This is a genomic window from Deinococcus sedimenti, assembly GCF_014648135.1.
In the GTDB taxonomy this organism is placed as follows: Bacteria; Deinococcota; Deinococci; order Deinococcales; family Deinococcaceae; genus Deinococcus; species Deinococcus sedimenti.
This window is the reverse complement of the sequence record NZ_BMQN01000001.1, coordinates 740810-753600: the sequence shown is the minus strand read 5'-3', so window position 1 is coordinate 753600 and position 12791 is coordinate 740810. Positions and strand designations below refer to the sequence as shown.

11 protein-coding genes are annotated in these 12791 nt (G+C 70.5%); 2 read left to right on the top strand and 9 right to left on the bottom strand.

Annotated elements, in window-relative coordinates:
* Nucleotides 1-30: 30 nt before the first annotated feature.
* From IEY69_RS03715 to IEY69_RS03680, 8 genes are all read right to left on the bottom strand, one after another.
* The gene (locus IEY69_RS03715; RefSeq protein WP_189071764.1) at nt 31-834 is read right to left on the bottom strand and encodes a [LysW]-aminoadipate kinase; all 804 of its coding nucleotides are present in this window, start codon (nt 832-834) and stop codon (nt 31-33) included.
* A gap of 44 nt (nt 835-878) precedes the next feature.
* The gene (locus IEY69_RS03710; RefSeq protein ID WP_229783615.1) at nt 879-1208 is read right to left on the bottom strand and encodes a DUF1294 domain-containing protein; all 330 of its coding nucleotides are present in this window, start codon (nt 1206-1208) and stop codon (nt 879-881) included.
* Nucleotides 1209-2204, bottom strand: coding sequence for a 4-hydroxy-3-methylbut-2-enyl diphosphate reductase (gene ispH / locus IEY69_RS03705; protein WP_189071763.1), 996 nt, complete (start codon nt 2202-2204; stop codon nt 1209-1211).
* 53 nt (nt 2205-2257) lie between these two features.
* Entirely contained in the window at nt 2258-3631 is a 1374-nt protein-coding gene (locus IEY69_RS03700; RefSeq protein ID WP_229783614.1) for a phospholipase D-like domain-containing protein, read from the bottom strand.
* Between the two features lie 522 nt (nt 3632-4153).
* A complete protein-coding gene (locus IEY69_RS03695) occupies nt 4154-5827 on the bottom strand; it encodes a glycerol-3-phosphate acyltransferase (protein WP_189071761.1) in 1674 nt (557 codons plus the stop codon).
* A gap of 46 nt (nt 5828-5873) precedes the next feature.
* Nucleotides 5874-6584: a DUF4388 domain-containing protein gene (locus tag IEY69_RS03690; RefSeq protein WP_189071760.1), complete on the bottom strand. Its 711-nt coding sequence runs from the start codon at nt 6582-6584 to the stop codon at nt 5874-5876.
* 58 nt (nt 6585-6642) lie between these two features.
* Nucleotides 6643-8112 (bottom strand): NAD(P)H-hydrate dehydratase, encoded by a 1470-nt coding sequence (locus IEY69_RS03685; RefSeq protein WP_189071759.1) that lies wholly within the window; start codon nt 8110-8112, stop codon nt 6643-6645.
* 7 nt (nt 8113-8119) lie between these two features.
* A complete protein-coding gene (locus IEY69_RS03680) occupies nt 8120-8950 on the bottom strand; it encodes a tetratricopeptide repeat protein (protein WP_189071758.1) in 831 nt (276 codons plus the stop codon).
* 157 nt (nt 8951-9107) lie between these two features.
* On the opposite strand from IEY69_RS03680, the gene rsmA reads away from it, so the two are divergent.
* Entirely contained in the window at nt 9108-10049 is a 942-nt protein-coding gene (gene rsmA, locus IEY69_RS03675) for a 16S rRNA (adenine(1518)-N(6)/adenine(1519)-N(6))-dimethyltransferase RsmA (protein WP_189071757.1), read from the top strand.
* 69 nt (nt 10050-10118) lie between these two features.
* Nucleotides 10119-11126: a carbohydrate kinase family protein gene (locus IEY69_RS03670; RefSeq protein WP_189071756.1), complete on the top strand. Its 1008-nt coding sequence runs from the start codon at nt 10119-10121 to the stop codon at nt 11124-11126.
* Between the two features lie 428 nt (nt 11127-11554).
* On the opposite strand, the gene IEY69_RS03665 is transcribed toward IEY69_RS03670, so the two are convergent.
* Entirely contained in the window at nt 11555-12739 is a 1185-nt protein-coding gene (locus IEY69_RS03665) for an AI-2E family transporter (RefSeq protein ID WP_189071755.1), read from the bottom strand.
* Nucleotides 12740-12791 lie beyond the last annotated feature (52 nt).

Here is a 12791-nt window from a genome sequence, read left to right as displayed (position 1 = left end):
CGCACGCGGCCCTCCCCTGCCCGGTGCGGGTCAGGAGACGACGGTCCCCTGGCCGTCCAGGGCCGCGCTGACCGGCTGGCCGTTGCGGGCGTCGCCGAAGATGACGCGCTTCACGCCCCCCTGCACCGCCTCCGCTGCGCCGAGGACCTTCTTCTTCATGCGGTCCTGCGCGAACTCCAGGTAGTTCTCGACGTCCGCGGCGGGAATCTCGCGGATCAGGCTGCTCTCGTCGGGGTAGGCGCGCAATAGGCCTGGCACGTTGGACAGCAGCAGCAGCGCATCCGCCTTCAGGGCGACGGCCAGCGCGGCGGCGGCGCGGTCGCCGTCCACGTTGATCGCCACGCCGTCGTAGGAACTGGCAGGCGGCGTGAGGACCGGCAGGTACCCCCCAGCGAGCAGCAGGTCGATCAGGTGGGTGTTCACGCGTTCGACGGTGCCGGTGTGGTCGCCGCGTAGGACCTTGACCTTGCCGTTCTCGACGGCGCGCACGGAGTCCTTGTGTTTGCCCTCGAAGATGCGTCCGTCGAGGCCGCTGAGGCCGACGGCGTTCACGCCGAGTCGCTGGAGGCGTTCGACGATGCCCTTGTTCATCTTGCCGCAGTAGACCATCTCGAAGATTTCCAGGGTCTGGCGGTCCGTGAAGCGGGAGGTGTAGCCGCTGGGGCTGGTGACGAACTTCGGGGGGTGCCCGAGGGCCTCGGCGACGCGGTTGGTCTCGCCGCTGCCGCCGTGGACGAGGATCAGGCGTTCCCCGTTCTTCCAGCGGGCGGCGAGGTCGGCGCAGACGGCGTCGTAGTCGATTCCGGCGCTTCCGCCGACTTTCACAACAATCATGCTCGGCATCCTAGCGCATGACAGGAAGAAGGGTCAAACTCTTATCAATTGAAAACGACCGGGAGCAGTATCAGGCTCGCCACGATCACCACGTCCGCCAGCGCCCACGCCAGAGCGATCCGCCGGAACACCCGCTGATACGCCACCTTGCGGGTCTTGTGCCGGAACACCCTCTGCCCCAGCCACGACCCCAGCCAGCCGCCCCGCGCCTCCAGGGCATGCAACTGCCGCTCGGGAATGCGCGTGCGACCAGCCTCGCCTGCAAAGCCCTTGTCGCGCCACATCGCCACGAAGGCCACCAGACCCCACACGACCTGCCACGCCAGCAGCAGGCGCAGCAGCAGCGCCGCCACGCCCAGAATGTCGCCCGGCACCTACTGCATGGTGCGCGGCAGCGCCTGCGTGGGGAGGATCTTCCTCGGCTCGCGGAACTCGATGTTCTCCCACTCGCCCTCCTCGACGACCGCCAGGGACGGGTTCAGCGCGCGGAAATGCGCCACGACCTCCTGAACCAGATCGTCCGGCGTACTTGCCGCACTCGTGATCCCGATCGAATGCACGCCCGTGAAGTCCACGCTCGCGAGGTCCGCCGCCGTCTCCAGCCGCACCGAACGGCCGCACTCGGCCTCCGCGAGTTCCAGCAGGCGCATGCCGTTGCTGCTGTGCGTGCTCGTCAGCACCAGGAACAGGTCCACGAGCGGCGCGATCGCCTTCACGGCGTCCTGGCGGTTCTTCGTGGCGTAGCACAGGTCCTCGCTGGGCGGCACCACCAGCGCCGGGAAGCGACCCTTGAGGATCTCGATGGTCCGGCGGGTGTCGTCCACGCTGAGGGTCGTCTGCGTCAGCACCACCAGCCGCTCGGGGTCCGGCACCTGCACCGTGTGCGGGTCGGCCAGCCCCTCGCCGCTCTTGCCGAGCACGCCGACCACGATGGTCGCGTCCGGCGCCTCGCCGCGCGTACCGATGACCTCCTGATGCCGGGCACTGTCGCCGATCAGCAGGATCGTGTAGCCCTCACGGGCGTACTTCTTCGCCTCGGTGTGCACCTTCGTCACCAGCGGGCAGGTCGCGTCGATGGTCGCCAGGCCCAGCGCCCGCGCCCGCTCACGCACCACCGGACTGATCCCGTGCGCGCTGAACACCACCGTCTCGCCGCCCTGCGGCAGGGCCTCCACGCTGTCCAGGTCCTCCACGAAATGCACGCCGTACCCCTGCGACAGCCGGTCCACGACCGTGTGGTTGTGCACGATGGAGTGGTACACCGTCACCGGTTTCTCCTCAGTCTGCGCGGCCTTCTCGACCGCCTGAATGGCCATCACGACCCCCGCGCAGAAGCCGCGGGGTTTGGCCAGATGAATCCGCTCGATCATGCCGCCCAGTGTAAAGCGGCGCCCTGCCGGGAACCGTGCGCCTGCGCGCCGGATCAGGGAACCGAGACCAGATCCCGGGGAATCCGCGACAGCCAGCGCTCCTCGGGCACGGGAACGCTGCTGGTCGTCCAGGCCCGCTCGAAGGACCGTTCCTGCTCGGCCACGGCGGCGGCGTTCCCGGTCGCCAAGGCCGCCTCGGCCAGACCGGCGCTGCCCCACGCGCTGAAATGGAAGTTCATGCTGCCCACCACGACCATGTCCCCGTCGACCGTCATGGCCTTGGTATGCAACCTGAACGTGGTGTACCGCGCGTCGAACAGCCCGTCCAGACCGCGGCGCCTCAGTTCACGGCGCATCAGCGCCACCCCGGTCCGGTTGGCCGGTTTGCCGAACCCGTAATCCACGACCAGCAGCCGCACGTGCACTCCGCGCTGCATGGCCCTCAGCAGCGCCGGGAAGTACACGGGCAGACGGTCCAGCGGACAGGACTCCGGCGTGACGTACCCGAACCAGCAGTCCAGGCCCGGGCTGAAATCCGCCTGCATCAGGTCGATGCTGTGCCGGGCCGCACCAATCAGCGCCAGGTGCGCGCGGTCCGCGTTATCCTCCCCGGCGGTGCGCCGGTACAGCAAAAACGCGCGGTCAGACCCGGCGGAGACCGCCCGCGTGGCGCCAGTCGGGTGCGTGGGTCGCCCGGCTGGCCGCAGGGCGCAGCGGGCCGCCACCGTATCCGGCGTGATGTCCGGCGGACAGACCAGCTGATCACTGAGCCGCCACAGGTCGTCGAAGGCGGCCACACCCTCCTGCGCGGCCGGGCCCCGCAGACGCAGCCCCGTGTCATGTAGCGCCAGCCCGCCCGGCGTGCCCAGCGGGAGGTGCCACGCCGTGAAGTTGTACCCGCTGACCGTCAGGTCCTGACCGTCGATCACGTGCAGTTTCACGTGACTGTGCGGCAGGTACGCGTACTTCAGCAGGGTCAGCGTCCAGCGGCCCTCCAGATCACTCAGGGGCACCCCGGCGCGGCGCAGTTCCCGGGCCAGTTCGAGAATCTGGGCGGTTCCGGCCGGGTCGTTCAGTTGCGGGTAGTTGCCCAGCAGCACGCGGATGGTCATCCCCTGCGGATAGGCGGCCGGGTCGGCCCTCACCCGCTCATGCAGGTCACGGACCGCCTGGATGAAGGTGGCGCCGGGGTGGCCCGGCTCACTCTCCCATTCCATGCTGGTCAGCAGCACCTCGCTGCGGGCGGCGCGGATCTCGTCAGCCAGCGTGTCGAAGGCGTCCCGGGGCGTATCGAGGTCCTGCGGGGTGCGGACGGCTCCCAGCACCTCGTTCCCGCAGGAGAGGTCCGGACCGCCGCGCGCCCGGTCGAGTGTCCAGAGCGTCCGTTCCAGCGGAGCGTCCGGCGGGGCGCACCGTTGCGGGGCCACCGCGGCCGGCGGCGCAGCCGGACCCAGGAACAGCGGAAGGCGAGCAGCCTGGGACGAACCGAGAAGACAAGCGAACAGGAGGGCGGCGCCACGCATCTGCCCGGCAGGCTAGTGCCTGTCGGCCGCCACCTCTACCGCATCTGCGTGAGAGCCCGGCGCCGGACCTGCATCATTCGTTCCTGAACCGGAGCCAACAGCAGAAGGAGGTGAATGGAAAAGACCATCTCAGTAGAGTTCAGAGGTATTGAGGGTATCCCTCGATCCCTCTGAATCGATCGAAGCGAGCACCTGAGACAGACAGTGACTGGAAGTGGAATTGAAGGGCGTGCTCTTGCCCCCAGGATGGAACTGAAAACCGCTGTGCACGCCATGGACCGGGGCTTCACTCACCGTTCGGACCCTGAAGTGAATGCTCACCTGAACGCCCCTCCCGTTCACCTCGGCCGGAGGTCATCTGCGGCGATCCGCTCCGCGCGGTTCAGGAATGGCGTCAACACCGCACGGCACCGATTGAGTGCCCTGTCAGTCGACGACCTGGAAGCCCAGTTTGTCGGCCTGCTCCACGAAGAAGTTGATGTTCTCGGTGAGGGTCTGCTGGCCCAGGCTCTTGCGGTGGTGCTCGCCGGTCGCGGCGATGATCAGCGTCTCGGCCAGGCAGGCCGGCACCTGTCCCTCGCCGAACTGCAGGTCGATGTTGCTGGTCATGCCGCCGGGGGGCCGGACGACGCCGCCGGGGATGACGCGCACGCCCGGGATGGCCTGCACGCTCTCATCCACGTCGGCGGGACGACCCTCGTCGAAGATCCACGCGCCGGGCTTGACGTGCTGGGGGAAGATCACGGGGTTCGGATCGCTGGTGGCGGTGAAGATCAGGTCCGCCTCCTTCAGGGTGTCGTAGCTGGTGGTGGTGATGATCTCGGTGTCCTTCGCGGCGCGGCGCAGGGTGGCGGCGCTGCGTTCCAGCCGTTCGGTGTCGCGGCCGATCATGATGAGTTTCGCCACCTGCGGTGCGATGGTCCGGGCAATGCCGAACGCAACCACGCCGTTCGCGCCCACGACCGCGGCGGTCGCCTGCCGGAGGTCGCGGCCCTCGGCCGCAAAGTGCTCCAGGATGCCAGGAATGGCGGCCTTGATCGTGCCGGAGGTGTACGCCCCGCCGTTCGTGATGGTCAGGTCCGGCACGGCGGCCTGCACGTCGATGCCCTTGTTCCCGACGACGGACCAGAAGGCGCCCAGTCCGAAGACCTCCGCGCCGAGTTCCTGCGCGAGCCGGGCGCCCTCGATGGCGCGGCGGGTGGCGAGGTCCGGGTTGTCGCGGAACACGTCGGGCAGCAGCGGACTGGACAGCAGGTAGCAGCGGATGCTCTTGCCGTCCACGGTGCGGATGCCCTGCAGCTCGCCGATCTTCATGGGACGCAGACTGTCCGCCATCTGCCGCACGCTGCGTTCCGTGACGATCCCCTTCTCGACCAGGGGACGCAGCCACGCGAAGCGGCGCGCACTCCAGAAGTTCTCCAGCGTCATGGGGTGGATCATGAAGGCGGCCACGACCTCGTCGCTGCGGCGCCCGGCCAGCGGGACCGCCTCGCCCAGGCGGGGTTCGGTGCCGTCCAGCATGCGGCCGATGTTCTCCTTGAACCGCCAGGTGGCGGCGACCAGCAGGGCCAGCGCGGCCAGTTTCGCGGCGGTGCCCAGAGGCTGCGTGGCCACGGCCAGCGTGAAAGCAGTCAGGCCCGCCAGGGTCGCGGCGCTCACATACCCCCAGAAGCCCGCCACGCCCGCGTACACGAGCACGGGCAGGGCGCACACCCACAGCGGCAGGGCCCCGGTCACGGCCAGGCCCGCCAGGACGCCCAGCAGCACGAGGTTGCCCCGCCCGCGCGGGGGCGTGTCCCCGAACAGGAAGCGCGGGGGATTGAGGTGCCCCAGGTACGCGGCCAGGGCGGCCATCACGGTGACCTCGGGCAGGTTCAGGCTGGCGGCCATCAGCACCGCCAGGAACCCCTTGGCGGCGTCCAGCAGGGCCGTCAATGCGGCCAGTTGCGGGCCGACGCGGTACAGGACATTCTCCACACCCAGGTTGTGCGGGTTGTTCACGCGGACGTTCACGCCCGCGCGGGTCAGCAGGGCGTGCCCGAGGGGTGCGCTGCCCGCCAGGAACGCCACGAGCAGCAGCAGGGCCGAAAGAAACAGCATGCCGGGCATTCTACGCCACGCCGCGCCATGTTCTCTGGCGGGCAGGTCAGGTGGCGCGCAGGTGCCGGTGTTCCCACACGAGGTCCCGCATGACCCAGCCGCTTCCGGGGAACCGCAGGCCCAGGCGCAGTTCGCCCAGCAGGTACTCGCGGACGTCCGACACGCTGGTCCCTGCCTCGACGGCGTCGGCCAGGGTGCGGTCGCCGTCCAGCAGGCGGGCCACCGGGTGCAGCGCGGCGCGCTGCCCGGCCGGTTGAAGTTTCAGACGGGACCATTCGAAGCGGCCGGTCGGGGTGAGTTTCCCCTCTCGGACAGCCTGGGTGACCGTCTGCGCGACCTCGAACAGGGGAATCTCGACGTCCCGCGCGACCGCGCGGATGGAGCGGCCGCCGGGGTCGTCGAACATCGGCACGCGGCCCTGGAACACCTGGCTGGGGCTGCCGATCACGGCGCACACCTGGTCCCACTCGTCGCTGATGCGCGCCCAGTCGGTCGAGAAGTGCCCGTACGGTGCCAGGGGCGTGCCGGTCACGCCGCGGGACTCGAATCGGAAGGTGCCGGATTCGGCCAGGATCGGGCTGGCCTGGATGGCCTCGGTGCCCAGCCAGTCGAGAATGCCGCCGGAGATCACCTCGCCGTTCATGAAGGCGACCGTGAAGGGAACGTCGGATTGAACGTCGAGAACGCCCGTCTGGCGGGTGGTGTGGATCAGTTCCAAGACGCCCATCAGGGGCACATCGCTGAGCAGGCCTTGCATGGATGGCTGCAAGCTATCACCTTCCGGTCAGCAGTTGACCAGACGGTTCATACCCCCGTCAGGGGCGCGGCCCGGCGGATCTGAGGTCGGCCCAGGCACCGCCGATTTCGTGGGCGACGTCGGTGGCGCCCAGTCCGTACCCGAAGGTTCGTGCGGCGCGCTCCCCGGCGCGCGCGTGCAGGCGCACGCCGACCCGGGCCGCGTCCCAGGCCGGAAGGCCCTGCGCGAGCAGCGCGGCCAGCATGCCGCCGAGGGTGTCGCCCATGCCCGCGCTCGCCATGCCCGGGTGGCCGCCGGTCGAGACACTCAGGTCACCCGAGCGCGCGACGACGCTGGGGCCACCCTTCAGGACGACCACGCCGCCCAGCCGCTCCTGCAGGGCGCGGGCGGCGGCCAGCGGGTCGCGGGTGATCTCGAGGGTAGAGACGCCCAGCACGCGGGCGGCCTCGCCGGGGTGCGGGGTCCAGAGGCAGCGGTCGTGCCCGTGCCCGCAGAGTTCGGGCTGGAGGGCGTCGGCGTCGAGGACGGTCGGCACGGTCCAGCGCAGGACCTCGCGCGCCAGCGCCGGGGCGTCCGGGCCGAGGCCCATGCCGAGGGCGACAGCGTCCGGGCGCACGTCACTCGCCGTGAGGAAGGCGCGCAGGTCGGCGTGGCGCTGCGCCATCAGTTCCGGCGTGACGAGCGGCACGTCCGCCGCCGAGTGGACCGTGACGAGCCCCGCCCCGGTCCGCAGGGCGCCCAGCCCGGCCAGGGCGGGCGCACCGACCGTGCCCGGGTCTCCCCCGACGATCCACACGCGGCCCGCGGTGCCCTTGTGCGCCGAGGCCGTCCGGACCGGGAGCAGCGCGCCCAGGGCCGCGTCGTCCGGGCGGGCGGCGACCTGCACGTCCTCAATCCACGCGGCAGGCACCGGCAGAGGCGTGACGATCAGCGTCTCGCCGTGCGCGGCGGCGTCCCCGAACAGCTGGGCGGGTTTCGGACCGATGAACGTGACGGTCACGTCGGCGCGCACCGCCTCGCCGGGCAGGTCGGCGCGCGTGGCATCCAGACCGCTGGGCAGGTCGATGGCGAGCACGTCCGGGCCGCGGTCACGGGCGTTCAGCGCGCCGATCACGCGGGCCAGATCGTCCCGCAGCGGGGGGCGGAACCCGGTGCCGAGCAGGCCGTCCACGAGCACGGTGGCGCCCCGCGCGGCGCGGTTCAGGCTGGCCGGGGTCAGGGGCCGGACCTCGCCCCGCACGGCCCGCAGTCGGCGGCGGTTCAGGCGGGTCAGGGGATGCGTGGACGGGCGGGCCAGGACCGTGACCGAACGCCCGGCGGCGAGCAGGTGCCGCGCGGCGACGAGCGCGTCCCCCCCGTTCGCGCCGCCGCCCGCCAGCAGCACGACCCGCCCGGTCGGCCAGCGCTCCTGCACGGCGCGGGCGACGGCCTCCCCGGCGACCTCCATGGCCGGGTCGAGCAGGCCCGCGCGTTCCAGGCGCGCGTCGATGGCGCGCACACCGTCCGGGGTGAGGACCGCGCCCCGCATGATCCGCTCAGCTGCCCGCGCCGCGCAGCACCAGGAAGATGACCAGCGCGGCGACAGCGAGCAGCACGAAGCGCAGGTACTTCAGGGCTGGGGTGCGGCTCAGCTGTTCCTTCGCCTCGGCGCGGGTGTCCTCGCGGGAGCGTTTCATGGCGAGCCGCTGCCCGTGGCGGATGTGCCGCACGCCCTCCGCCACGCGCCCCTGACGCCGCACCGCCACCCCGAGGTTGTGGTGCCCGCCGTCGTAGTCGGGTTCCAGGGCCAGCACCTCGCGGTAGATGGCTTCCGCCTGCGCGAACCGTCCGGCCTCCATGTCCAGGTTGCCCAGGTTCGTCAGGGCGCGGTAGTGGCCGGGGTCGGCCTCGCGCGCGGCGGTCAGGGCCTCGCGGGCCTGCGCCTCGTCGCCCAGCATGGCGTGCAGGACGCCCAGGGCGTTCAGCGCCTCGGCGCGGGTCAGGGGCTGTGCCAGCGCGCCCGCCAGCGCCCCGCGCAGCGCGGCCGGATCGTCGGCGCGGCGCTGCGCCTCCAGCGCGTCCAGCGCCTGCATGACCTCCCCCGGGTGGACGTACAGGCGCAGCTCGGCCGCCAGCGGGTGCGTCAGCGAATCGGCGACCGAGGCGTACGCGGCCAGCTGCTGACGCGCGGCGGGGTAGCGGCGGGCGCGGATCTCGTCCTGCACGACCCGCAGCGTCTGCAGGGCATCCACGAGGTCGGCACTCTCGCCCAGCACGCTTGCGGTCGCGGCGGCGCGGCGCCACGCCCCGGCGCGGATCAGGTCACTCAGCGCGGCCGGGGCGGGGTCCGGGACGACCTGGGGGTCGGTGGTCAGGTCGGCGGTCACGACGGACCCCGGCAGGTGGCGCGGCAGCGGTACGGCCCGGAACGGAAACTCACCCCGTGAGTATACTGACGTGTTCCCGGCGCGCCCACAGCGGCGCTCACCGTTGTCCCGCCCGCACGCTTCCCCTCACTTCCTGGCCCCGGAGGGCCGTCCCCGCATGCCCAGAGACTCCCGCAGACCCGCCCGCACCTCCGACCGCCGCCCGTCCGACCGGCGCGGCCCTGACCGCCGCTCGACGGACCGCCCCGCCGACCACGAGGAGCGTGACCTGAGCGCTGCGCCGCTGTACTCCCCGGCGCGCGTACGGGACCTGCTGGACCGCCACGGGCTGAAGCCCACCAAGAGTCTCGGGCAGAACTTCCTGATCGACGGGAACATCCTGCGCGCCATCGCCGAGGCGGGCGGCGCCGCGCCCGGCGTGCCCGTGCTGGAGATCGGCCCGGGCCTGGGCGTCCTGACCCGCGAGATCGCCTCCAGGGGCACGCAGGTCACGACGCTGGAAAAGGACGAGCGGCTGCGGCCCGTGCTGGCCGAGACGCTGGACGGCCTGGACGTGCAGGTCGTGTGGGGCGACGCGCTGGACTTCGACTACGCCACGCTGCCGCAGGGCACGCGGGTCATCGCGAACCTTCCGTACTACATCACGGGCCTGCTGCTGTCGCGCTTCATGCGCGCGCCGGGCATCGTGTCCGCCACGGTCCTGGTGCAGAAGGAGGTCGGGCAGCGCCTCGCCGCGCAGCCCGGACAGGAGAACTACGGGTTCCTGAGCGCCATCGCTGCGCTGTACGGCAGCGTGCAGCACGTCCGGGACGTACCCAAGGGCGCGTTCCTGCCCGCGCCGGACGTGACGAGCGCCGTGATCCGCCTGGACTTCGACCGGACCCGCCCGGCTCCCGAGCAGGCATTCCTGTCGTTCGTGGAGACGGCGCTGCACCACCGCCGCAAGACCCTGCGGAACAACCTGCGCCTAACCGGCATGGACGGCGACGCGATCGACGCGGCGCTGGAGGCCGCCGGGCTGCGCGCGGACGTGCGTGCCGAGGACGTGTCGCTGGGTGACCTGCGTGACATGGCCGTCAAACTGGGCGTGATACGGTAACCGCAGCAAGATTCACCCCCCCAGTCACTATTCAGGGCCGCCGCTCCCGGCACCCCGGAGGACCCAACTGTGAAGTTCTACATCATCGGTGACGTGACCGTCGATCACCTCTACCACCTTGAACGCCTGCCCGAACCCGGCGAGGAAGTCACGCCGCAGCAGGCCAGCATGAAACCCGGCGGGGCCGGCGGCACCATGAGCGTCACCCTGGCCCGCCTGGGCCACGCGGTCACGCTGGCCGCCCGCGTCGGCGACGACCCGTTCGCGGAATACGCCCTGAGTCGCGTACGCGAATGCGGCGTCAGCGAGAGCGCCATCCAGCGCGACCCCCGCCTGATCACCAGCACGATCACGGTCATGCAGACCAGTGGCGGCGAGCGCGCCATGATCAGTGACGGCGCCGCCAACCGTCAGCTGGACCCTGCGGGCTTCAGGAAGAAGGACCTGGACGGTGCCGACGCCCTGATCATCAACGCGTACGCGCTGATCGAGGGACCGCAGCGCGAGTACAGCCTCGCGGCGATTGAGGCGGCGCGCGGCACGAAGACGCCCGTCCCGGTGTTCATCGATCTGGGAACCGGCGCCGTGAACAAGGCCGGTACCACCCTGCTGAACGACGTCATCGCCGCCGACTACCTGATGCTCAACCAGCACGAGTTGCAGGCCCTGACCGGCACCAGTTCGATCAGCGCGGCGCTGGCGCAGCTGGGGCAGGCCGGCGCCCAGCGGGTCGTGGTGAAGGTCGGCAAGATGGGCTCGATCACCTGGACGCCCGACGACACCGAACTGGTCGACGCCTACCGGCCCTCCGGGAAGGTCGTGGACTCCACTGGTGCGGGCGACACCTTCACGGCCGTCTTCGCGCACGCGATCCTCGCCGGGGCCAGCATGGGTGGCGCGGCCCGAGCGGCGAACGCCGCCGGGGCACTCGCCGCGACCGGAGTGGGCGCGCAGGAACGGCCCATTGCGCACGAGGACCTGGCCGCCATCGTGCCGGAACTGGCGGCCGCGGCCCCTGCGGCCCCCACGCCCGCGCCGAAAACCACGCGCAGCCGCAAGACGCCCGCCAGCAGCTGAACCCGGCACAGGCGGCGGCCCACCAGATTGGGGGCCGCCGCCTGTGCTCTATCACCTTGAAGACACCAGATGACGCCCGCTGTGCTCACCTGTGTGATCCCGAGCAGACCGTTCCAAGTGCCTGAAATCCCCTCACAGTGATTTCCAGTTCCGCTGAAGGGCCGACGGCGCGCCCCTGGGCTTCACCTCCAACCTCTGATATTGACAGCTTCCTGCTCTGCTCCGCCGCTCTCCGAGACCGCTCGTTTCAGGTGTGCTGCGGGGTGCACTGACAGCGGTTGTCAGGGAGACTGAGAAACCCCTCAGTCTCCCTGAAATGCGCGGCGCGAGTACCCGCCGACATGAGCGATTGGAAGTGGAGCCCAGGGTCGTGCTGTTGGCCCTTCAATGGAACTGGAAAACGCTGTCAGCACATCTGAACACCGCTGTCAGTGGTCTGCGCTGGGGGCGGCGCGACCGGCGGCCCCGCGGTACAGCGGGCTGCGCAGCCAGTAGCGACTGGTCCAGCGTTTGAGCAGCACGGCGCAGGGGATGGCGAGAATCGCGCCCATCGCCCCGGCCAGGGCCAGGCCGACCAGAATGGCGATCAGGATGCTGGCCGGGCCGATGCTGGTGCTGCGGCCCATGACCATCGGCCCGATGACATTGCCGAGCAGCTGGTTGATGATGAAGTACAGCGCCGCGACCTCCAGGACGGTCGTGGTGCCCTGCGGCAGGGCGAGCAGCATGGGTGGAATGGACGCCACCACGATCCCCACGTACGGAATGAGGTTCACGAACGCACTGAGAATACCCAGCGCCAGCGCGTTCGGGACGTGCAGGATCAGCAGTCCCGCGGTGGCCAGCAGCGCGCACGCCAGCGCCGTGATGACGGTGCCACGCAGGTACATGCCGAAGCTGTCGCTGACGTCGTCGGCCAGTTGCAGCAGGGTGGGTTGCCACGTGCGGGGGAAGAGTTTCAGCAGGCCCGCACCGAAGGTGTTGTACTCGAACATGAAGTACATCGCCAGGGTGAGCAGCAGGCCCAGCTGACCCAGCCAGCCGACCAGTCCGGCCAGGGTGTCCAGAACGTCGGGGCCGGCGTTGATCAGCCGGTCGAACAGCGGGCCCGCGCCGGCCGTGAGGCTGCCGGTCTGCTTGTCCACGTACTCGGAGATGGTGGCCTTGAGTCCTTCCGTGCCGGGAATGCCGTCCAGGCGGTTCAGGAGCGAGTTGACGAGGTCCTTGAAGTTTGCGGTCAGGCTGGGCAGGCCCTCGATCAGGCCGCTGATCTGCGAGCTGACCGCGAACCACAGGACGGTGATCAGGCCGATCAGCACGACGATCAGCAACAGCACCCCGATGGCGCGGCCCACCCGGTGCCGCTCCAGCCAGGACAGGATCGGGTTCATCAGGAAGGCCAGGGCGTACGCGCCCAGGACCGTGATCAGGACGCTGGCGAGGTTGCTCAGCAGCCACCCGCCCACCCACAGGGCCAGCAGGCCCACGGCGACGAACACGATGAGGCGGAACGCGGCGTACTGCCACAGGGCCCTCAGGAATTCCTGGATGGAACCGGTCGAGCGCCACGGGGCGGGCGGTCCGGGGGTCGGGGAGGGGTCGGTGGGATTCACGCGCTCATGGTGACAGGTCGCCCGTGGTGATCGCCGCCACAAAATCTTGGGA